We start from the raw sequence: 23,571 nt of genomic DNA, 5'->3' as shown, positions 1-23,571 counted from the left end.
TAGTACGATTTCTCTTTTAAGGTACTTACATACAGTAAGAATTATAATTCAAAAAAACAGCACATTTTATCGATACGATTTTAGAAATCAGAACGCTGTTTCTGATGATTATTTTTTATGTCCGGGTTGATTATCGTTACGATATAATTTATCAAAATCATTGAATTTAAATAGGTTATAAACAATTAAAACTAGAATTATGAAAAAACAAAATCGAAAAATGAGGTTTACCAAAACCTTAATTATTATGCTGTCGGCCATGACGTTTTCATGTCAGGACACAACATTAGATGACGTAGAAACTACTGCCAAAGCCAAAGAACAAAATTTCAAAAAAATGAGTGCTGCTGTAAGTTCTGATTTAGCAAGAAGATGGGCTCCAATTCATTATCAGGATGTAGACGCTACAGGAACTTATGCTGAAGGTGGAAAATCTGATTACATCAGTGCTATTACTTATGATAATGACTGGAATGGTGAAAACAACTGGAATAATGTTCCTGTTTATGCCAATTCTTTGGCGGCGCATTGCTATTATTCGATTGTCGAATCAAAAACGCACTGGTTTATTACATATGCTTTCTTCCATCCAAGAGACTGGACAGATAATCCGTTTTTATATAGTTTAGATCAGCATGAAAATGATTTAGAAGGTGTATTGATGATTGTTGAAAAAGACGGTTCTAATTACGGTTCTTTAAAAGGTGCGGTTACTGTAAGTCATTCTGATTTCTTTTCTTATACAACGTCAGGAAGTTCTTTTGTAAGCGGATTGGAAAGCGTGGACGGAACTTTGCAAATGAGAGATTTTAACGGAGAAATGCATCCTGTTACGGCTCAGGATTCTAAAGGACACAGTCTAAAAGCGTGGCCTCAGCATGATATAGATGGAGACGGAATTATTTATTATCCATCACCAAACGGAACGGCGCAAATTCCATCTGATAATTACGATAATTATGTCGAATATAAACTGGTTGATATTTTTGAAGCAGGAGGATTATGGGATCAGCGATTTAATACTGAATTGTTTTCTAGTCCGGGCGGAGGATTTAAAGGAAATGATTTTAAAACCGGCGGTGCCAATGCGCCATGGGCATGGAATGATGGAGATGATGCAGTTGTTCAGGGCGGCGAATTTGCTACAGATCCGGCAAAACTGGCTGATAATTACTTTGATGGTGTTGGAAATTTTTCACGCACTTATGTTGATAATAAATACAATGCTTCTGCAGGAGGTGTTGTAACAGTTTATCAAAATTGCAATTATACGGGTTATGCAATTGCGCTGCCAGCTGGTAATTACACATTAGCGCAATTAAAATCATACGGTATAGCAAATGATGATTTATCGTCTGTACGTTTAGAAAACGGCTATAAAATTACAATGTACCAGGATGATAATTTTAACGGATCATCTGTAGAAATAACTGCAAACAACAGCTGTTTAAGTAATTTTAATGATAAAGCAAGTTCTTTAAAAATCACCACTTTGTAGGCAAATAAACAGTATGATTATCATTTCGTAGGAATGTTTCGTCGGTAGAAAAAAGCAATTGATTCAGTTTGCGTTCCGCAGGAACGTTTGAAATTTTAGATTGTTAAAAAATAATATTGAAGCCAAACGTTCCTACGGAACGTAAAACAATGCTAATAATATAATTTTTCTACCAACGAAATGTTCCTACGGAACAATGAATTGTATAAAATAGAAAAGGGCCGTATCAACTTTGATGCGGCCCTTTTTATATTGTTAATTATATTTTTGATTTAGTAATAAACCGAAAGCATAATTTTAGAATCAGAACTTTCTATAATTTTTGTCAGTCTTTTTAAGAAATTTTCACTCACCATTGGGCAGCCGTGGCTGTTTAAGATGTAGTATTCTTTTTCTTCATCCGGAACTTCTTTGTAACAGTGTAAAACTATCGCTCTTTTTAAAGCATTGTTGTTGGTTTGATCTAATCCAATTAATCTGAATGCTTTTCCGAAAACTCCTTTATATGATTTCTCGATAGAATAACGTCCTAATGCTGTGCAGTTAGAGTTAGGCGCGTTACTAAACTGAAGAATATCTCCTTTTATTCCCGTCTCTGATCCAGAACCGTGTGCAACAAGTCCCTGATCGATAATTTGGTTGTTTTCAAGATCGTATACAAAGAAACGGTTTTTACCTGATTTGATTTTCATATCTACAAGAAAAGCGATTTTCTTGCTGTAACCATTGCTTGATGATGTAAAGGATTTAATCTCACTTACATGCTCATTAAGTCTTGAAAGTTCAAGTTCTGTTAAGATGGCTCTTTTGTCCGTTATGTTGTAGGTTGTAAACGAACTTAAAGAAAGAAGCAGTGCAATAAAAAATATTCTCATACAAAGACAATAAATTAAGTTTAAGAGGTTTGGGACCTTTATCAAGATTTCTTGACGTTGCAAAATTATGCACAAATTTTACACAATTCCCATGTTTGATGTGTTAAATATATTATAATTATTTGAAAACATGACAATTAGCATGTTTTTTTTTCAGCCTTTTGTCGTTAAAAAAAGGCAATTTCGTCAAAAATAGCAGATTCTTTTTTGTTATTTTTATAAAGAAATCTCATAAAAAAGCCCGCTTGTTTAGAAAGCAGACTTTTTCCGGGTCTTTTTTAAGACAAAAATTGCGAAATCTAAAAAAATCAATTTTTATGATAAGGACATCCTGATGGTGCAGCAGATCCTGCAGCTTCAATCTTACTTGCAAACGAAATGTTCTATGGAATGTATAAACGAATAAGGCTGTTTCTAAATTAGAAACAGCCTTATTATTCTATTCGCAATTCAGTTTAGAATCACGTTATCAATTTATTTTACATCAAACCATAATTTGGTTGTAAGCAAATCTTTTCCTTGTGCCGCGATTGCAGCTTGGTAACTAACTCCGTTTAACGATTGTTCTGTACCCGGGTAGAAGAAACGAGAAGGTAACTGCCCGTCTAAAACTGTTGCAGGACCAGCCGTTAATACCGGATAATCCAATCTTCTCCATTCTGTAAATGCATCAAGACCTTGTCCGTAGAAAGCAATCCATTTTTGGGTTCCAATTGATTTTGCATAATTCGATGCATCATATTTTACACTTGTCTGATTCAGGTAAGTTGAGATCGTAGCTGCATTTGTAATTCCAAATTGATTGAAAGAGGCAGTAATGGCATCATTATAAAGCTGTTCTGCGTTTCCTGAAATATAACCACGAGCTACGGCTTCTGCAAGATTAAATAACGTTTCAGAATATGAAGCAATTACCGCAGGCGATGCCGAAGTTAAAAAGTAAGTTCCCGGTTTTGATGTTTTAGCAAATCCCTGACTATTGGCATCACTGTTTGACAAACCGTTTGCTCCTCCTACATATTTCCCAACAGTTGCATCTGATGGCAATTGAGCATAAACTGGCAAACGTGGATCAGATAATTCAGTTAATTTGTCAACCAATGTTTTAGAAATACGGAAATCATCACGAGTTTCAAACCACGCCGAAGCCGGATTTTGCTGCGGTGAACTTGTGTACGTAAATTTAAAAGTATCATTATTACTGCTCAATACTCCCGCTGCATCACTTGTTGCCTCAATAGCAGCTTGTTTTGCTAAAGCTGGTTCTCTGTCTGCAATTCTCAATGCGATACGCAGACGAAATGAGTTTACCAGTTTTTTCCATTTTGCAATATCACCTTTATACACTAAATCTCCCGTTACGGTACCATTTGCTGTGTTTAATAAAGATTGTGCCTGTTTTAAATCTTCAAGTAATCCTGTATATACTTCTTTTTGAGTGTTGTATGCAGGCGTTACTTTTAAGCCGGCTTCTTTATACGGAATACTTCCGTAAGCATCTGTCAAAAGCAAGAATGTCCATGAACGCAGGGTAAGCGCAATTCCTTTATAATTTGAATTGGCCTGATCTGCAGGGAAATTTATGATGGTATTCAAATCCGTAATCAAAGTTGCGTATCCGGTATTCCACAAAGAGGTGAAAGAAGTGTTTGATACGTCATATCTGTCTGGTTCTGTATACTGAATTTTAGCCCAATGCTGAACAAACAATAGCGATGAGTTAAAGTTATTAGCATCTCCCCAGTACAAATCAGCGCCTTGTTTTAAGGTTCCTGTCAACAGGTAAGGTGCCAATGGAGTTTCGGTTGCGTTTGGATTTTTATTGATATCGTCCAGCGTGTCACTGCATGAAGTCAGTGCCAATGCAAACAAAGTTATATATGTCAATTTTTTTAGCATGATTCTGATTTTTAGAATTTAAGATTTAAATTAAGACTGAAATTTCTCGTAGTTGGCAGCGCTAAACTCTCCAATCCCTGAGCATTTCCAGTATTGAAAGCCGTTTCAGGATCAATATTTGGTGCATCTTTATAAATAAAGAATAAGTTACGTCCGGCTGCCGTAATACTTGCTCCGTCAAAACCAATTTTTCTGGCAAATTTCTTGTCAAAATTATAAGTCAGTTTTACTTCTCTTAATTTTACAAAAGTTGAGCTGTATATATACGCTTCACTAATATTGTAAGAAGCTTTGTAATATTCCTGAGCGCTGATTACCTGATTATTTGGAGTTCCATCTGCAAATACACCATTAAAGATCATACCATCATCATAAACTGTAGTTCCGTTTGGAGCCGCTCCAGTTGGCAATAACGTTTTTGTAGAACCATTTATGTAATAGTTTAAACCACCGTTTGCAGCATCACGTCCGTGAAGAGTCTGTGCTAAAACCCCTGTATAATTACCCGTTCTGTTTGTTCCAGAGAAAAGCTCTCCTCCTACACTTGCATCGACAAGAACAGATAATTCAAGATTTTTATACGTTAATGTGTTTGTAACACCAGCTAAATAATCCGGAGTATAATGTCCTAAAACTTTCTTCTGCGGATCTGCTTTTGGTAATCCGTTAGCACCCACTACGATATTTCCGTTTGCGTCACGTAAATAAGCAGTTCCATAAAGTGCGCCATACGCCTGCCCTACAGATGCCAGTACATCTACACCTCCGGAAGAACCAATTGTATAGTTTTGAATTTGTTTATCATAATCCAAAATCTTCACTTCGCTGATATTTCTTGAGTAGTTTACACCCACATTCCATTTGAAATTTTCAGTCTGAATAGGATTTCCATCCAATTGAACTTCAATACCACGGTTGTTGATTTTACCGGCATTGATTAATTGTGAATTATAACCGCTTGAAGCCGTTGTTTTAATTTCTAAAATCTGGTCAAAACTGTTTGTGTTATAATACGCTACGTCAAAATGCAATCTGTTTTTCCAGAAAGAAGCTTCTAAACCTACCTCAGTAGAACGAGTCGTTTCAGGTTTCAGGTTCTCATTCAGTTTCTTTTGAGAAGAAGTCTGAATTGGGTTTCCGTCAAAAGCTGTCTGGAAATTGTAAACCGTAGACAATTGATACGGATCTGCATCATTACCCACTTCAGACCAGCCTCCTCTTACTTTTAAGAAATCAAGCGTATTGCTTTTTAAATTTAATGCTTCAGATAATATCAAACTTCCGTTAATAGAAGGATAAAAATAAGAACGGTTGCTGCTTGGTAATGTTGATGACCAGTCATTACGAGCTGTTAAGTTTAAATAAGCATAGTTTTTATAGCCTAATTGTGCCGAAGCATAAGCACTATACACTCTTAATCTTGAATAAATATTTGAGGAAGTCAGCGGATCACGAGAATTCGTTAACGTATACAAATCCGGTACAGCTAAACGCGGTGCTTTTTGATAGTTGTTTGCGTCGCTGTGGTTACGAATATTGAAACCTCCAAGAGCATCTAAACTAAAATCATCGTTTAATTTTTTAGTATAAGTAAAAATACCTTCTGTATTTTGTTCACTTACAGTATAAGCATCTTCTGCATAAGAACCGTATGGCGTTCCGTTTGTACCGTATTTAATTTTGTATTTTCTACGATCATTGTAGTAATCAATTCCTGTACGGAATTTAAAATTAAGTCCTTCAGCAAGTTTAGCATCTAAGTGAATGTCTCCAATGATACGGTTACGCTGCTGGCTTGTAGTATTATAATAAGCATTCCAATACGGGTTGCTGTAGTAACTGTTATTCCAGTTAACATTTCTATTGTCTTTAAGCTGATTGATATCAACCTGACGTCCGAACCAAAGAAACTGAAGCATTACACCCGCAGCACGGTTACCAGACGGACCTCCCGGAAGAGCCGGAGCATTAGTAGTAATATAATTTCCTGTTACACCAACTTTAATATTTTTAGAAATCTGGTAATTAGAATTAATGCTGACGTTTGTTTTGTTTACTTCACTGTTAGGTACAGTTCCTAATTGTTTTTGATTGTTTACTCCTAAACGAAAATCTGATTTATCATCTGATTTTGCTACAGAAACACTGTTGTCATACGTAAGACCTGTATTGAAAAAGTCTTTTACGTTATTTGGATGCGCTACAAAAGGCACCGCTTCTCCATTTGAATAAAATTGAGGAATAAGACGTCCGTCCATTTTAGGTCCCCAGCTTTCATCAACACCATCATTAATTCCGCCTCCTTTTCCATCAACATAACTAAATCTTCCGTTAGAACCCTGCCCGAATGTATTTTGAAAACGTGGCAAAGTAGTAACCTGAGAAAGTGTTATACCTGTGCTAAAGCTAATTCCAAGTCCCTTTTGGCTTTTTCCTGATTTTGTAGTAATAAGCACAACACCATGCGCTGCACGAGATCCGTAAAGAGCTGCAGCATTCGGACCTTTAAGCACCGTTAATGATTCAATATCCTGTGGATTTAAATCGGCAATTGCATTTTTGAAATCTCGTGTAGCACCGCCAACACTTCCTAATTGTGAGTTATCTACCGGAACTCCGTCAACCACAAACAATGGCTGGTTATTTCCTGCAATAGAAGTTTCTCCACGAATAATAATACGTGAAGATCCCATGTCTCCCTGTGAATTCGTAATACGAACACCCGCTAATTTACCTGTAAGGTTATTTAAAAAGTTAGTTTCTTTTGTATCTACTAATTCTTTGTTTTTAAGAGACTGCGTAGTATATCCTAAAGATTTTTTTTCTTTAGAAATACCAAGTGCTGTTACAACAACTTCTGATAACTGATTTTGTTCCTGAGTAAGACCTATTACAACTGAATTTTCGCTTACTACAGTTTCTGCTTTTTTATATCCCAGGAAACTTACTACCAATGTATAAGGAAATTTTTGTCCTGTTTGGAAAAAAAACTTCCCGTCAAAATCTGTTAAAACACCGTGAGTGGTTCCTTTAATATTTACAGAAGCTCCAATAATAGGCTCTTTTGTAGCGGCGTCTATTACTATCCCTTCTAGTTTCGACTGGATTAAAGGTTTCGTTTCCTGTGCTCTAATCCCTATGGAAATCAACAAAATGCATAGCCATGCATATCTATTTATTTTTTTTTTCATTACTTTGTTTTAGTTTAATAAATAAGGTAAGCCGAGGACGGATTTAGTCCATTCCTGCTTCCTTATAGAGATGTACAATTTCTTTAAGCTTCGCCATTTCTGCTGCAACAGAAATGGTTTTTTTATCTGCAGCACATTCGTTTTTTCATTTTTTTCTTTTTTTGATTACTACTATTTTAATTGGCCTGTATATTATTTTTTTCTAAAGAAAATTTGAAGTCAATTATCAAAAACAGCTAAGATTTTCCTGCTCAATGATTTACAAAGTCAATAAACATCATAAATTCTACTAATTTGATAGAACAAAGGTAAATTAAAAAAACGAACTCAAAAATTTTAACGGTTCTTTTTGAAAAAAAAATGCTAAGAAATTTAAACGTATGATTACAAACATCTAAAAACAAACAAGTTAACCTTTTGTGATTTTTTTCTTTAGTGTAAGATTTTTTTTAATTCAAAACTCAAAATCTTCATTCTTTACCATTATTTAAAAGCTATTTAAGAGAAGAAAAAACATCACCTTTCATAAATCAGCCGCGTTATTCGTGTAAAAAAAATTACTAATTTTAAAACACTTTCATTCTTATACTATGACCCATACATCTCAACTTCGAAGTTATATTTTCAGGCATCTTGACGGTTTAGCAGTAGCCCCGACAGCTATAGCATTAAAAAATAATGGCGTTTTAGAATTTATCCTAAATAAAAAACTGGTAAAATTAGCTGAGCTAACCACCGTTTTTAAAACAAATGAAGGCTATCTGAATGTTGGTTTGAGAATTTTAGCCTCTCAGGGATTTTTAAATTATGAAGTTGACAATGCTAAAGATGAAATTACGATTTCTGTAAATGAAAAAACAGAAATCGCTTTCTCACTGTTTTATCTTTATCAGGATGTTGTGGATTTATTAAAATTTTCAATTCAGTTTCATCCAAGACTTTTTGATGATGCGCCGTTTGAAAAACTCAATATTATTATCGAAAAATATAAAAAGAATTACGGAATTTCGCATTCTGATGATGATTTGACGAATGCTATTCAGGATCAGATTTTAAAGCATATTGAAGGTTATCTGGCCGGGCCAACCATTGTTCGTTTAGCCATGAACGGCATGTTTCATAAGTATTTTATGGAAACTTCTTTCAGACCCGAAGAGTTTCATAAATCTCCCGAAAACTTTAAAAAAATATTAGATTTCTTCGTTTTTCTGGGCTGGTTTCTGGAAAAAAACGGCAATTATCAATTTACCGAAACGGGTTTGTTTTTTGCAAAAAGAGCCAGTGCTTATGGCGTTACGGTTTCTTATCTGCCTACTTTTGCCAAAATTGAAGAATTGATTTTTGGAAATCCTGCAGTTTTAAAAAAGGCTGTCGACGATGAAAACGAAATTCATGTTGATCGTGAAATGAATGTTTGGGGAAGCGGCGGTGCGCATGACACTTATTTTAAAGTAGTTGACGAAATTATCATCAAACTTTTTAATCTCCCAATTGAAGAACAGCCAAAAGGAATTCTGGATATGGGCTGCGGCAACGGGGCTTTTTTGCAGCATATTTTTGAAGTTATTGACAGACAGACTTTAAGAGGAAGAATGCTTGATGATTATCCGTTATTTTTAGTTGGAGCCGATTATAATCAGGCTGCTTTAAAAGTGACGCGAGCCAATTTAATTAAAGCCGATATTTGGGCGAAAGTTATTTGGGGAGATATCGGACGCCCTGATTTGCTTTCGAATGATTTAAAAGAAAATTACAATATTGACCTAAAAGATCTTCTCAATGTGAGGACTTTTCTGGATCATAACAGAATCTGGAGTGATCCTTTACATATTAAAAAAGACAGAGTCAGTCAGTCTACCGGAGCATTCGCGTATAAAGGAAAAAGAATCAACAATAATTTGGTAGAAGATAATCTTTTAGAACATTTACAAAAATGGTCTCCTTATGTTCGTAAATTTGGTTTGCTTTTGATAGAATTGCATACCATAAGTCCGAAACTCGCCGCAGATAATTTAGGAAAAACTCCTGCTACTGCTTATGATGCCACACATGGTTTTTCTGACCAGTATATTGTTGAAATTGATGTTTTTAATACTATTGCTGCAGAGGCAGGATTATTTCCCGATAAAGTCATTTTTAAACGATTCCCGGATAATGATATTGCTACAGTAAGTATTAATTTATTGAAAGGAAATTGATTTATAGAGTTTATGTTCCGTAGGAACATTTCGTCAGTAGAAAAAATAAATTTATTATCATTATTTTACGTTCCGTAGGAACGTTTGATTTTCCATTATTTTTTTCAATCCAACGTCTCAAACGTTCCTACAGAACGTAAATCCGGTCGGTCATTATTTTTTTTCTACCGACGAAACATTCCTACGGAATGATTACTGGATCTAAAATTTTATTATAACAAAAAGGCTGTTTCAAAATTAGAAACAGCCTTTATTTATATATTCTATGTTCCGTAGGAACATTTCGTCGGTAGAAAATTATGTTAGCAGGAACGTTTGATTTTGATGACATTTTTTCTGCCAACTAAATATTATTTAACGATTAGTTTTTTAGAAACATTTAAACTATTAGAACTAATCGTAACAACATAAATTCCAGAAGCTAAATCATGATTAATTTTAGAAGAAGCATTCAGTTTTTTAACCAAAACTTTTCTTCCGTTTATATCCGTAACCGTTACAGTTGCAGTATCTCCAGCTTCTAATTCCGGAAACGCAATATTAAATTCATTATTTACAGCCGGATTTGGATAAAGACTAACAGCAGCATTTTCAACCGTTACTTCACTAACATTTATCTTTTTAGAAGCTGTAGTATTTTGAAACTGCCATTGTGCGCTTTCCCAGTTATTTTGTCCGCCATTGTATTGAGCAGAACCTGTAAGGTTTTCGATATGAATCATCGCGCCAGTCTGCCATCTGTTTTTAATTCTTACGTAAGTACCGTCAACATTTTCGCTTAACCATTGAGCACTCCACCAGCTAGACTGACCTGCTGTACATTGCACTACGCCTGTCAAATTTTCGATATGCATTACATCTCCTGTACCTACATTTCTTATCATGTAATAAGTGGCATCAATAGCTACTTTTTCCCATTTGTAGTTGTTGTTTGCTACAGTTGCTCCGTATCCAACATTTGCACCGGCATCATATAAATAATTACCCGTCCATCTGTTTCTAATTGTAAAGTAATTTCCTGTTGCTGTACTAACAGTAACCGCACAAGTACTCGTTTTGTTTCCATCCGCAGTTGTTACTGTAATTGTGGCCGTTCCGTTTGAAACTGCTGTTACCAAACCAGATGCATTTACAGTTGCAACACCCGTATTATTTGAACTATAGGATACATTTTTGTTTGTGGCATTAGAAGGAAGAACTGTTGCTGTTAATTGCTGTGTTGCTCCTACTGATAAAGATACTGTTGATGGACTTAAACTCACACTTGTTACCGCTACATTTGATGAAGTTACGGTAATTGCTGAAGTCGCTGTTTTTGCTCCATCTTGTGTTGTTACGGTAATCGTAGCAGTGCCAGAAGCAACAGCTGTAACTAAACCAGATCCGTTTACGGTTGCAACACCTGTATTATTAGAACTGTACGTTACATTTTTGTTTGTAGCATTTGCCGGAGCAACAGTTGGTGTTAACTGCTGTGTTGCGCCTACGCCTAAAGAAACTGTTGTTGGTAAAACTGTAACTCCCGTAACCGGAACATTTGAAGTAGAACAATTAGAAGCCTGAGTCCAGGAAAAAGTACCAATCGCACTGATTTCTTCATTTGTAGTGGCATTACCTCCTCTGTTTGAATAATTCATATTACAATACGTTCCGTTTCCGGCTGGAGAACCTGCGATAAGAACAAAATAACCTCTTCCCCAGTTTCTGTTAAGCACATTATTGTTTGGATATTCTTTTCCGGTACCGTTAATCGTAATATCTTTAAAGCTAAGATTGTAAATACCATCTCCGGATCTTTTACTTAGCGAAATAGCATCATTTCTTGAATCTATAATATCTAAATTATAAATCTGAACGTTTTTTACCTGACTTCCTGCATTTGTTGCACTAAAAATATCAACAGCCGGAACAGGATTATTGTAAGTATCATTAAAAGTTCCGCAGGTAGTTACGGTAATATCGTGAATTTCGTGCATTCCATCATTGTTAAATGGCGCTCCCGGAAAATTATTACTTACTCTGATTCCTGCCTCAAGGTTATCTTTAATAATTAAATTATAACCTTTATTGTTTTTTCCTCCATAAATAGCTAAACCTGAAGCTCTCCAGCAGTTTTCAGAAGTATTGTATCTAAACGTATTATTAATACACTCCAATCCGTCAGCTGACCAAATCGCCTGATCGTCATCTCCGTTGTTTCTAAAATTACAATGTTCAACTATTGAGTTTGCCGTTCCTTTACAAAGATTGATTCCATCTGCATAATTGTTTCTAAAACGACAATGCGACAATGTAAAACCATCTGCAATTGCAGGACCGCCTACATTATATTGTGCAATCCAGGCACCGCATTCAAAGTGTTCTGCCCAAATATTTTTTACAATCGAACCCGATGTAAAAACTCCATTTATAGCTTTATAAGAATTACTTCTTGAAGCTGAATTGGTTGTTAAATACATATCGGTAAACGAAATATTACTTGCATTGGCACGCAAACCGCCATTTAAACTGCTTGTGTTTGTAAAATTGATCTGCGTGTACCACATTCCAGCTCCAATTAATGAAGTATTTGCAGAACCAAAATACAATTCACGATTAACATTATAAACACCTGTAGGAACAAATATTTTTTTACCGCCGTTTGCATCAATAAAAGTCTGCAGATCACTTCCGTTTCCTGAATACGTTACCGCACCAGATGGAGCTGTAACAGCCGTAGGAACTGGCTCCATTTCAGCAAAATCTACATGAACATTTCCAGATTCTCTAACCAGTTTTAAGGTTCCGTTTACAGCAATTTTAGCAGGAAGTTTATAACGTACTTCGTCAAATCGCATTCTTGGGTTTTGGTTCGTAATTCCGTTGTTATTTGGATTTCCATTACTCCATAAATATTCCCATGACCAGGTCGAAGTTAAAGTAAGCGTTGTAATTTTTGTATTTCCGTTGTAAACGCCTAAAGTTGCTGATTGTCCGTCGGGAACACTATATCGAATTACAAGTCCGTCAGCCGCTTCTGTTAAAGTCCATTGAACAGTAGCATTTGTCGCAGACATATTTACACATTGCTGATCTGAAGCTTCAGACTGAAGATCGGCCTGACTGTATGATTTTGAAGTAACCGAAGCTCCATTAGACAATTGCCCTAAATTGGCTTCGTATCTCTTATACGCTGCGTCATAATAACCACGCTGTGCATAAGAATTTGAAGTTACGAGAACGAAAAAAAACCATAATATAATATGGCAATAATTGTCTCTTTTAAATAAAATAGAATGTAATTTGTTTCTCATAAGTTTTGGTTTTTTAAAATAGTTAGCGCCTCAAAATAAGGTCATAACGAAACTATACCTAAAAAATAAATTAAGGAAAAAGTGGACAAAAAATCAAGATTCATACAACGATTTCGCTACATTAAAAAACTAATAATCAAATACATACAATTTTAAAGAAAATAAAAAATCAAGAATTAATATAGATGCAAACTTGATAATTTAAAGCTCTGGAAATGAGAATATAAAAAAAATAAACCTTGTTTTTAATGAGATTCGCTTTTTTGAAAGTAAAATAAAAAATTACTTACAATAGCCGAAATAAAAATTCTAACTAAAAAACTTATTGTTCGCAATTTTGTAAATTCAATGAAATTGATCTATTTTCATTTCATTAAAAAGAAAACTAAATAATGAAACCATTACATATAAAAACTTCACAGCTTACTATACGCCATCTCGAGTTATCAGACCTGAATGATTTTATTGTGTATCGTTCAAATCCGGAAGTAACAAAATATCAAGGTTTTGACGTTATGACAATCGAACAGGCAGAAGATTTCATAAAAGAAAATTCGGTAAAATATTTTGGAATCCCGGGAGAATGGGTACAATACGCAATTGAAAATAAAACAGGAAAACTTATTGGTGACTGCGCTATTAAACTCGATCAGTACGATTCGAGAATTGCAGAAATTGGGATTACGATTTCGCATCTCGAACAAAAAAAAGGTTACGCTAAAGAAGTTTTTTTGGGTATTTTAAACTTTTTATTTGATGAAATAAAGATTCACCGCGTAGTTGAAATTGTTGATGCAGAAAATATTGCCTCTATCAATTTATTAAAAAGCATCGGTTTTAGAGAAGAAGGCCATTTTATTGAAAATATATTTTTTAAAGGAAAATGGGGAAGCGAATTTCAATTTGCGATGCTAAAGCGAGAATGGGATGCTGGAAAACTCTCAAAATTATAATCCTTCAACGATTTGAAATCCAAATAATTAATAACCGATTTTTTCGTACTTTCGTAAAAACTCAATATCCCATGAAACGTTCCGGTACAGCTGATCTCCCATTGCATTATGGACAAGTTCCTTTATGGCTTTCTGAACGTATGGCTAAACTAGGTTTGGCAATTGTAGAAACTATTGCTTTAGAATTTTCAACTTCTGAAGTAATAAGCAAACTTAGTAATCCTTTTTGGTTTCAAAGCTTTGGAGCCGTTATGGGAATGGACTGGCATTCGTCGGGTATTACAACTTCTGTGTTGGGAGCTTTAAAAAAATCGGTAAATCCTCATTCAAAAGAACTCGGAATTTATATTTGCGGAGGAAAAGGAAAACATTCTCTTTTGACGCCGCAGGAACTTTTATTTGTAGGCGAAAAAACAGGACTTGACGGCAGTGATCTGGCCAACTGCAGTAAACTTACAGCGAAGGTAGACAATACGGCAATTCAGGACGGATTTCAATTGTACCAGCATAATTTTATTGTTGATAATAAAGGACAATGGGCTGTAATTCAGCAGGGAATGAATCCTGATTCTAAAACCGCCAGAAGATATCATTGGCATTCGCAGGATTTAAAATCTTTTATAAACGAACCGCATACTTTTATTTATGGTGAAAATCAGGGAAATATTCTAAATCTTACGGCTGAGGCTGCTTCTAAATCCAGAGAAGGTATTTTAGAATTAACAAAAGAATCTCCGGCAAAAATCATAAAAGAAATGCAGTATCTTTCTATGCCTGCGCATCATGATGTGAGAATGGAAGATGTCAACATGAAAAGACTCGGTGCAATGCTTTGGACAACTCATGAAAATAAACCCGAAGATTTTGAAGAATTATTACTTTTAAAAGGAATGGGTCCAAGAGCCTTACAGTCTTTAGCATTAGTCAGCGAAGTTATTTACGGTACTCCTACCCGATTTGAAGACCCGGCACGTTTTTCATTTGCACACGGCGGAAAAGACGGACATCCGTTTCCTGTTCCCGTAAAAATTTATGACGAAACGATTAATACTTTGCAAAGGGCAATCAATCGCGCCAAAATTGGGAATAACGATAAAATAGAGGCAATTAAAAAACTGTCTGAAATCTCAAGAAAGGCAGAAGAAAGCTTTACTCCTAATTCAAACTTTGATGCACTAATTCAAAGAGAACGCGATAACTCCTATAAGTATGGCGGGAAAACCGTTTTTGGAGACGCCAAACCTCCAAAAAACAAACCTTCTAATCCAAACAACCAACTGGAATTGTTTTAATAATGTGATCCAAATTGGTTTAAAATAAAAAACTCCAAAATCAAATGACTTTGGAGTTTTTTATTTTAATATATTCAAATATTACATTTCGTTCAATTCGTTGAATTCGTGTAATGATTTTAATGTATTTTCATAGAATAAAATCGCAGCGATAAGGTTTCCTTTATCAGAGTAAGGCATCATTTTTCTTTGAAACTCTACTGTAGTATCTAAGAAAGTTGAAGTTCCAATTGCTTGGTTATCTAAGATTTTTTTGTGGTCTCCATCGTCTGGAATACCTAAATCTGCCATAGTAACTCCTGGTTTTGTAACCAAAGCGATGTAAGGAAGAGTTTTCACTAAAACTTTAATACGCTCGATGTACAATTCTAAAAGTTCACCTTTTTGCATTCCGCTTAATTCTTTTTGATCGTGGTATTTACGAATTAAAGCTGTTGTACTGATAATACTTCTTGGGGCATTTTTTGCTTGTGCCATGATAGCGCCAGTCGTCAAGAAGAAAAGGGCACATAATAGTATAATTTTGCTCTTCATTTTGTAGATGTAAATTAGTTGTTGGTTGTGACAAAAATATATAAATTAAGTTAAATCGCAACTTATTTCATTTCTTTTTTTTAGAAAACTTTAACAATGAGTGTAATATCATTCAATTTCGTCGTCATAAGTAAGAGTATCTTTAGGAATTTCAGCTATTTGATGGGTGCTTTTTATTCCCTCCGGTGACTTAATTATTCTAAATCTCCCTGGATATTTTATCCAAATACTCTTTTTGTTGCCGTAATAATCCATAAATTCCTCACAAACAAACACCGCATGTGCTGTTGACCACGCCACAACACCGCAAAATTCATTTCCAGACTGCCGTTTTAGTTTTTGAATTTGCTTGCCTTTTTCAAAACCCAGATATTTATAAATGGTTGGCGTATACACTTCGCCATCTTCTAAATCTTCCAGTGCTTTATCAAAAGTGGCATCTTTGTCAATAATCTGTTTGTATTTTGCCATTACTGCGTATGCAAGTATAGCATAGTCTGTTATGGCTTCGGCTTCACAATTATCTTTAATTAGCACAAAACCGGCCGAAAATCTGGCTTTCTCGAGTTCTGTATTTTTTAAATTAAAGGATGCATTATTTTTCAGGGTAATTTTTTGCTCGCTGTCGCTTATTTTTTCGGTTATAAAAAGATTGTCTAAACCATAAATATTTAAAGCGGCTTTGATTAAAGCAATCGACGAGCAGTTGGTGCGTTCTCCTTGTTTAAAGCTTTCCCATATTTGATCTGAGCTCAATTGAGAGTAACAATTTGAATAACCGAAAATTAAAAATAAAAATATTGAGGTAACGGATTTCATTGTCATTATATTAATAATTGCTTTCCAATTTAATTCTTTTTGGAAAATCATAGAATCTACAAATCTATAAAAATCAAATAATACTTTTTTTTACTTTTTCATTTTTTTCAAAAAATCTAACCCTTTCAGTACTTAATAAATACAGCATTTTAATTAAAGACAGGCTTCAAAATTAATTTTAAGATTAAAATACTTACAGAATATGTTTTTTTTTGCGAACTCATAAAACTTTCAATAAAAAAAGCCAGCCAGGTTATAATTTAAAACCTGATTTTATTTTTCTAAAGAATTGCAAAAAACATTCAGCATTTTTTATCATAGAAACTTTTGTCTTAAATTTGCACGCCTTTTGTAAATAACAGGAATCAAAAAACATAAAGCATTCATGTTAAATTATTTAAAAGAACAAAAGTCAAAATTAAAGTGATCGGGAAAACTGTAGAAAATGAAATTGCAAACTGGACTATGTGTCCTGAATGTCTTGGACGTGGCAAAAAAAGCAAAAGACTGAGCAAGAAAGTGAGATTGCAATATCAAACGGCACTTGAACAATTTGAAAAAACAAAAGGCGAAGGTACAGAGCCTGTTCGTCCAAAAGGATATTTATCTCCATGTTCTAAATGCAGCGGTTCTGGTTTACTTCTTTCGGTTCATAATCCTGAACCAGATACCGAAAACTATCCTCACGTAGCTATTATTGGCGCCGGCATTGGCGGAACTGCACTTGCTGCTGCCTGCTTGCATCGCGGAATTCCTTTTACTCTTTTTGAACGTGATGATGAGTTTAGTTCCCGATCTCAGGGTTACGGACTCACTTTACAACAAGCCAGTAAAGCGATTGAAGGATTGGGAATTTTTTCGCTTGACGAAGGCGTTATTTCTACAAGGCATTTGGTTCATACAACTGAGGGAAAAGTAATTGGCGAATGGGGAATTAGAAAATGGCTTCAGTCTGATATCAAAACATCGCCTAAACGCACCAATATTCACATTGCAAGACAATCTTTGCGACTGGCTTTACTTGAACAAACCGGCGGACACGATACTGTAAAATGGGGACATCAGCTGTTAAACTTTGAAAAAACGGATGATGAAAGTCTTAATCTGACTTTTAATGTAAAAGGAGAAATCAAGAATTTTAAAGCTGATCTTGTTGTGGGGGCCGATGGTATTCGCAGTTCGGTTAGAAAACTGCTTATTGATGAAAATACAGCACCTTTACGTTATTTAGGATGCATTGTAATATTGGGTATTTGCCCACTTTCAGCACTTGAAAATCTTAATAGTTCGCTCTTAGATTCTGCTACGGTATTTCAAACTGCCAATGGCAACGAACGAATTTACATAATGCCTTATAAAGCCGATTCTGTCATGTGGCAGCTTAGTTTTCCGATGACAGAAGAAGATGCTAAAATTTTAAGTGCACAAGGTCCACAAGCCTTAAAAGAAGAAGCCTGCCGAAGAACACAATGGCACGAACCAATCCCGCAAATTTTAGCTGCAACTCAGGAAACACTTATTTCAGGATATCCTGTTTACGACAGAGAATTACTGAAACCAGATTTGCTTAATAATGCAGGTCAGGCAACTCTTATTGGTGATGCCGCTCACCCAATGAGTCCGTTTAAAGGTCAGGGAGCTAATCAGGCGCTTTTGGATGCCTTATCTCTCGCCCGCACTATTACAAAAGGCTGCAGACCTTTCTCTCAATGGAGATCTGCCGGAATCAGGAAAAGTGTTTTAACTGAATTTGAAGCCGAAATGCTGGAGCGAAGTGCTGTTAAAGTGAAAGATTCTGCTGATGCCGCTCAGTTTCTACATTCGGATATAGTACTTCGTGAAGGCGATGAACCCAGAGGAAGATGCTTAAAAAGACAGGATTTATAAAAACCTTTTTTAGAAATTAAAACCTACTGTATACAATTTTACAGGGTTTACTTTTCCTCTTAATAAAATTTCTCCCTGCTGAATGTATTCTACAGAAGAATCTTTTGCCAATGCATTTTTCATGGTTTCAGAAATAACAAAGTCATGGTTAAATTCGTTGCATTTGCATTGAATTCGAGAAGTTGTGTTTAAAAGATCTCCGTGATAAACAATTTCTTTTTTAACTTTTCCAACCCAGGTAGTTACTGCCGTACCGATATGCATTCCGGCTTTGAACTTTGGAACGATATTGTACGTTTTTAAATAATAATCACTTCTGTCTAAAATACTTTTTTTGAGGAGATAAAAACAATATAAACAGCGATTTTCTTTGATTGCACAATTTGATTTCCAGGTAAGAATAATTTCATCTCCGGCATATTGGTAAATTTCTGCTCGAGAAGCAAGAATAGCATCTGTAAAATCATTGAATAAATCCCGAAGCAAACTGCTATATAAAATATCGCCAAGCTGCTCAGCCAGTGTGGTAGAAGATTTTACATCGACAAACATAAAAACACGTTCTTCCTGAACTGGGCGATGGTATTGTCCGGTAAAATAATTATAAAAGAAACCAACACTCAATAAACTGCTGATTTCCAGAAAAAGAATTAAAAATACAGATGCACCAAGCGAAAATATAAAATCATTAATGAGTCTGTCACTTATGTATTTATTAAAAGCCTCATAATAAGAAAGATGCTCAGAAAACCGTGTAAAAGTAACGGCAAATAAAAGTAAGAATACAAGTATACCAATACTGTAAATAAGCGCTTTTAGCAGCATCGAATTGGCAAATGAAAACTGATTTATCCGAATGAGTGATTTTTCGAAAGTTATGATTATAAAACCAATAAAAACGCCGATGACAGCACCTAACAGCATTTTTAAATATTCGTAATCAGTTCCGGCATCTGTAATAGCGGTATAAGCCAAACCCAGTATTCCGCCAGCGAGAATGGCTTTAAGAATAAGACTGTATTTTCTATAAAATGGCAGCTTAGGTAACTCCATAAGACGCGGATTCTAATAAATATTTACCTTATAAAAGTAATTATTTTACAACATAAATTTTACAAAAAAATCCCCTTTCTATACGAAAGAGGATTTTTGAAAAGTATTTTTCAAATTTAATACTTTCTATTTTTTCGGTAAATCTCCCGGCTGCGGGTCTCCGTCTTCGTTTCCTTCATTTGCTCGTGTCGTACCTTTTGAACCCGAATTTAATGAAGTACTGTCTCCTGCTTTTATAGCATCTGAATCTCCTGCAACTGTAGTTCCTCCAGATTTGCAGGAAAAAAACAATACCGTAAAAAACACAAAAGTCATTATTCCTAGTTTGTATATCGCTTTCATAATCAATATTTTAAGTTTGTAATATATTTTCAAATTTAATCGAAATTATAAGTCTCTTTGTTTCAATATTTTGTATATTTATTACACAATTAGTTATAAATCAATAAAATTGTAATCATGATACCACATAAAAGCACAAATTACGATCGATATCAAAATGATTTTAATTTAAGTGAAAAAGATTATACTGATCCTTATCAGCTGGAAAAAATTGAAGAAGATAATATCGATCTGGAATATTTTCTAAATGAAAACTATCATAATAATTTCGTTTATGCCTCAGAAAGTGATGATGATTATGATGACGATTTTGATGATGAAGATATTGACGAAAATGACATCGACGATGATTTAATCGAAGATTATGACGAGAATGACCATGATCCTTTTGCTGATGATTCTTATAAAGTAGATTAGCTAAAATTCCGCTAAAAAAATTAAGATAAAGTGCTGAATTAAAATATTTAGCACTTTTTTTTTATCCGCTATTAAAACCCGTATTTCTACTTTGAAAGGAGAATTTTTTATACACTATTTTTGAGTAACCCTATAACAACATCAGACTAAATCTAACAACCAACTAACTACTTTTTATGAAAACTAAACCAGTTAAGCCAACAGAAAATTTAAAAGTCAAGGATTTTACTTATTCTACTAAAGTTGCTGTATCTCAAGGAGAAAAGGATATTCAGTTATTAAATATTGGAGATACAGTATTAGCATTTACTATAAAACAACAGGAAAATAAAATTATTCCAGAAGTTTTGGATGCTAAAATTTCGTTTAGCTCTGGTGCAACAGAATCAGATTTTGGCCCCACAATGGTTTACATTAATTTTATTTTTGGAGATTCAGTAAGAGATCTTATTTGCAGTTTCGATCAGGTATTTTTACTTTCAAACGGAAAATATGCAAAAGCCGGTCAGCTCAGACCTGGTTTTCAGTTGGTTAAAAAAGATGGTGGTCCGGCAGATATTATAAATGTTTCTTTAGGTTATTTTTATGGAGGAATTCACAATATTTCAACCAATGCGCCGATGAAAGACAATCCAAACGGACATTTGTTACTAATTAATGGTGTAATTGCCGGTGATTTTTCGGTTCAGCTTTTCTTTGATAATTTACCCGATGACTGGAAAGAATAAGTTTGTATTTTTAATTTGAATTTAAAATCCAAAACGACTAAAATACATGCACTGGAATATTCTCGAAAATTTATGGAAACGTACTCAGGAAACCTCAAATGTTTCTACAGCAAATGATACGCAAACCTGGGATCTGGAAATGAAAACCCTGTACGAACTGGGAGTTGGTATGGAAGATGCTATACAGTTTTTATATTTTCAAAAACCTGATTTTGAAGCTTTCAAAAACTGGATAAAGACTAAAAAAGCAGATCAAAACGATGAAATAGAAAGTGAGATCGACAATGTTCTATCTGAACAAGACCTTAAATTTTGGAATAAAAACGGCTATGTAATCCTTAAAAATGCGATCTCTAAACAAGATTGTGAAGCGACTCAAAAAGCCATTTGGGATTTCCTGAAAATGGATCCGGAAAAACCGGAAACCTGGTACAAGAGACACGAAAACCAAAAGGGATTGATGCTTCATTTTTCTGATCATGAAACATTAAATAAAAACCGTTCTTCACTTAAAATAAAAAAGGCCTACGAACAGCTTTACAACACTACCCAAATATACAAAGTAATAGACAAAGTAAGTTTTAACCCTCCTGAAACCAGCCGTTTTACTTTTTTAGGAAGTCCGCTGCATTGGGATATAAGTTTAAAACAGCCCATTACGCTTGGTTTTCAAGGTCTGCTCTATCTTACTGACTGCGGTATTGATGACGGTGCTTTTCACTGCGTTCCGGGTTTTAATACTCAAATAAACGATTGGTTAAATAATCTGAAACCGAATGAAAATCCGCGAGAAAAAGCAATCAACACTCTAAAACCTAAACCTATTTTGGGCAATGCCGGAGATTTTATTATCTGGAATAATACTTTACCGCATTGCGCCACGCCAAACAGAGGCAAAAGCCCGAGAATGGTTCAGTACCTTACCTATTTACCAAATAATTACGACGCTTCGGGTGAATGGATTTAATTGATTTTACTCATTATCCCTGACTCTGAGGAAGTAAATCATCTAAATCAGATAATCTATAGAATTTTAAATCGTTTAGCTGCATGTATTTACAAATAAACTCTAAAGTTTCTATTTTGGTCTGATAATTTTCTGTAACCTCTTTTACTGGTTTATGGCCACATAAAAGCAAAATTTTATTGTTCTTTTTAGCGTAATGCAGTAATTCCAAAACATACGGAATGCTAAAATGTACGTGGCTATTGTCTATATCAAAGGCAAATACAACTTTAGAATTATTAAAATAACTGTCTTGTTTTTCAGGGATTTCACCACCAAAAGCGCGTCCTCTTATAATTTTAAAATCGTTGGATAATGATTTATCCAGAAGCTCAGATCTCATTCCGTACGGATATGCGAAAGAAGTAACTTTAAAATCTTTCTTTTTCATTGAAACAATCATCGGGTTTATTTCCTGATTCATATAAGCAGTAATTCCGTTTTGATTCACAAACTTTACCGCATTGTAATGATGATAACCATGTCCCGCGATTTCATGACCATACTTTTGCATTTCGAGCAGTGTTTTTATTTCAGGTTCTCCAATAGAATCAATTCTGCAGACATTAAAAGTAGCTTTCCATGAATATTTTCTCAAAATGCTGTCGGCTTCAGACCATTCATCAACATAAGCATCATCAAAAGACAATATTACGCCAGCCTTATACGGTTTAGAAACTGGTTTGGGCTTTTTATTTTCGCAGGAAATAAATGTAAAAAATAATAAAATCAATAATACTTTGATAGAAAATATCTTCATAGACGAGAATGTATAAAGGCCGGAAAGAATAATGTGTTTTAAAATTCGAAAATTTCTTTAAGTTCCAAAATCGTAGTTCCGGAAGGAAGTATTTTAGGTGCTTTTACTAATTTTTGAGCCAAAATTTCAGTATGAAGCGGTTTGAGTTTTCTAAGAATTCCAATTGCATTAAGGGCATTAATCACTTTAATCGAAATTTTTTCTCCCAGCCTGTCCGTATCTTCACGAACCAAAGGTCCCGGTCTGAAAATAATATACTGTTCAAAATTAAGTCCGGCAATATAATCTTCAAGTTTGCCTTTCATTTTCGAATAAAAAACGCTGCTTTTAGCAGAAGCTCCATAAGAAGAAACCAAAACAAACGATTTTATGTTGTTTTCCATAGCGTTTAAAGCAAAAGCTGCCGGAATATCAAAATCTATTTTCCATTGATTTTCTTTAGAACCTGCTGCTTTTAAAGTAGTTCCGAGGCATGAAAACAAAACATCTCCGGCTATTAAATCTTTATATTGATTAATAGTTTCAAAATTTACAACGTGTTCTGTTAATTTAATGTGCTTCTTTCCAGTAGGTTTTCTAACAAAAGTTACGACCGAAGTATAGTCACCATCTTCCAGAAGCTGATCTACCAAATATTTTCCTGTTGAGCCTGTAGCCCCAATAATCAATGCCTTCATAAAATATTTTTAGAGAACTGATTTAGCTGGCGTTAAAGATACTCAAAAAGCATTTATGTTGTCATTTACATAGAAGAAAAAAATGACGTTTTAAACAAAGTAAAAATGACGTTTTAAACAAAATCAAACCTTTTTCATCTCTCTAATTT

At 34.6% G+C, this 23,571-nt stretch carries 18 protein-coding genes; 8 read left to right on the top strand and 10 right to left on the bottom strand.

All coding sequences use genetic code 11. The features are described 5' to 3' along the window. Positions 1–199 precede the first annotated feature (199 nt). Positions 200–1,498 carry a hypothetical protein gene (locus tag ABDW27_RS21870; protein ID WP_343697845.1) on the top strand — a complete coding sequence of 433 codons (1,299 nt, stop codon included), beginning with the start codon at positions 200–202 and terminating at the stop codon, positions 1,496–1,498. A 272-nt stretch (positions 1,499–1,770) separates the two neighbouring features. Here the strand turns inward: ABDW27_RS21870 and ABDW27_RS21865 are convergent, their stop codons facing one another. From ABDW27_RS21865 to ABDW27_RS21855, 3 genes are all read right to left on the bottom strand, one after another. Further along, on the bottom strand, positions 1,771–2,373 hold the full coding sequence (locus ABDW27_RS21865) for a murein L,D-transpeptidase catalytic domain-containing protein (RefSeq protein ID WP_343697844.1): 603 nt from the start codon (positions 2,371–2,373) through the stop codon (positions 1,771–1,773). Between the two features lie 474 nt (positions 2,374–2,847). Further along, on the bottom strand, positions 2,848–4,272 hold the full coding sequence (locus ABDW27_RS21860; RefSeq protein ID WP_343697843.1) for a SusD/RagB family nutrient-binding outer membrane lipoprotein: 1,425 nt from the start codon (positions 4,270–4,272) through the stop codon (positions 2,848–2,850). An 11-nt stretch (positions 4,273–4,283) separates the two neighbouring features. Then, positions 4,284–7,463 (bottom strand): SusC/RagA family TonB-linked outer membrane protein, encoded by a 3,180-nt coding sequence (locus ABDW27_RS21855; protein WP_343697842.1) that lies wholly within the window; start codon positions 7,461–7,463, stop codon positions 4,284–4,286. 590 nt (positions 7,464–8,053) lie between these two features. Between ABDW27_RS21855 and ABDW27_RS21850 the strand changes: the two genes are divergently transcribed. After that, positions 8,054–9,661 carry a class I SAM-dependent methyltransferase gene (locus ABDW27_RS21850; RefSeq protein WP_343697841.1) on the top strand — a complete coding sequence of 536 codons (1,608 nt, stop codon included), beginning with the start codon at positions 8,054–8,056 and terminating at the stop codon, positions 9,659–9,661. Positions 9,662–10,011: 350 nt separating this feature from the next. Here the strand turns inward: ABDW27_RS21850 and ABDW27_RS21845 are convergent, their stop codons facing one another. Then, on the bottom strand, positions 10,012–12,954 hold the full coding sequence (locus tag ABDW27_RS21845; RefSeq protein WP_343697840.1) for an Ig-like domain-containing protein: 2,943 nt from the start codon (positions 12,952–12,954) through the stop codon (positions 10,012–10,014). Positions 12,955–13,346: 392 nt separating this feature from the next. Here ABDW27_RS21845 and ABDW27_RS21840 point away from each other — a divergent pair, with 392 nt between their 5' ends. Together ABDW27_RS21840 and ABDW27_RS21835 are read left to right on the top strand one after the other, a co-directional pair. Next, positions 13,347–13,907 (top strand): GNAT family protein, encoded by a 561-nt coding sequence (locus ABDW27_RS21840; RefSeq protein ID WP_343697839.1) that lies wholly within the window; start codon positions 13,347–13,349, stop codon positions 13,905–13,907. Between the two features lie 71 nt (positions 13,908–13,978). Further along, positions 13,979–15,199 carry a DUF763 domain-containing protein gene (locus tag ABDW27_RS21835; protein WP_343697838.1) on the top strand — a complete coding sequence of 407 codons (1,221 nt, stop codon included), beginning with the start codon at positions 13,979–13,981 and terminating at the stop codon, positions 15,197–15,199. 81 nt (positions 15,200–15,280) lie between these two features. On the opposite strand, the gene ABDW27_RS21830 is transcribed toward ABDW27_RS21835, so the two are convergent. Beyond that, on the bottom strand, positions 15,281–15,733 hold the full coding sequence (locus ABDW27_RS21830) for a hypothetical protein (protein WP_343697837.1): 453 nt from the start codon (positions 15,731–15,733) through the stop codon (positions 15,281–15,283). Positions 15,734–15,841: 108 nt separating this feature from the next. Then, complete coding sequence (locus tag ABDW27_RS21825; RefSeq protein ID WP_343697836.1) at positions 15,842–16,552, bottom strand: hypothetical protein; 711 nt, start codon at positions 16,550–16,552, stop codon at positions 15,842–15,844. A 465-nt stretch (positions 16,553–17,017) separates the two neighbouring features. Here ABDW27_RS21825 and ABDW27_RS21820 point away from each other — a divergent pair, with 465 nt between their 5' ends. After that, positions 17,018–18,439 carry an NAD(P)/FAD-dependent oxidoreductase gene (locus ABDW27_RS21820; RefSeq protein ID WP_343698149.1) on the top strand — a complete coding sequence of 474 codons (1,422 nt, stop codon included), beginning with the start codon at positions 17,018–17,020 and terminating at the stop codon, positions 18,437–18,439. Positions 18,440–18,448: 9 nt separating this feature from the next. Here ABDW27_RS21820 and ABDW27_RS21815 read toward each other — a convergent pair whose 3' ends face one another. Further along, on the bottom strand, positions 18,449–19,492 hold the full coding sequence (locus tag ABDW27_RS21815) for an adenylate/guanylate cyclase domain-containing protein (protein ID WP_343697835.1): 1,044 nt from the start codon (positions 19,490–19,492) through the stop codon (positions 18,449–18,451). Between the two features lie 126 nt (positions 19,493–19,618). Then, positions 19,619–19,834 (bottom strand): hypothetical protein, encoded by a 216-nt coding sequence (locus tag ABDW27_RS21810; RefSeq protein WP_343697834.1) that lies wholly within the window; start codon positions 19,832–19,834, stop codon positions 19,619–19,621. A gap of 117 nt (positions 19,835–19,951) precedes the next feature. Between ABDW27_RS21810 and ABDW27_RS21805 the strand changes: the two genes are divergently transcribed. The 3 genes from ABDW27_RS21805 (at position 19,952) to ABDW27_RS21795 (ending at position 21,946) form a co-directional block, all read left to right on the top strand. Beyond that, positions 19,952–20,251, top strand: coding sequence for a hypothetical protein (locus ABDW27_RS21805; protein ID WP_343697833.1), 300 nt, complete (start codon positions 19,952–19,954; stop codon positions 20,249–20,251). A 176-nt stretch (positions 20,252–20,427) separates the two neighbouring features. Beyond that, entirely contained in the window at positions 20,428–20,979 is a 552-nt protein-coding gene (locus ABDW27_RS21800) for a hypothetical protein (RefSeq protein WP_343697832.1), read from the top strand. A 46-nt stretch (positions 20,980–21,025) separates the two neighbouring features. Then, positions 21,026–21,946, top strand: a complete 921-nt coding sequence (locus tag ABDW27_RS21795; protein ID WP_343697831.1) for a phytanoyl-CoA dioxygenase family protein — start codon at positions 21,026–21,028, stop codon at positions 21,944–21,946. A 13-nt stretch (positions 21,947–21,959) separates the two neighbouring features. Here the strand turns inward: ABDW27_RS21795 and ABDW27_RS21790 are convergent, their stop codons facing one another. Beyond that, a complete protein-coding gene (locus ABDW27_RS21790; RefSeq protein ID WP_343697830.1) occupies positions 21,960–22,745 on the bottom strand; it encodes a polysaccharide deacetylase family protein in 786 nt (261 codons plus the stop codon). 38 nt (positions 22,746–22,783) lie between these two features. Beyond that, positions 22,784–23,422 (bottom strand): NAD(P)H-binding protein, encoded by a 639-nt coding sequence (locus ABDW27_RS21785; RefSeq protein WP_343697829.1) that lies wholly within the window; start codon positions 23,420–23,422, stop codon positions 22,784–22,786. Between the last annotated feature and the right edge of the window lie 149 nt (positions 23,423–23,571).

The sequence above is a fragment of the Flavobacterium sp. genome (assembly GCF_039595935.1).
GTDB lineage: Bacteria > Bacteroidota > Bacteroidia > Flavobacteriales > Flavobacteriaceae > Flavobacterium.
Note: the sequence above shows the minus strand (reverse complement) of the source record. Positions and strands in the feature narration are given on the sequence as shown.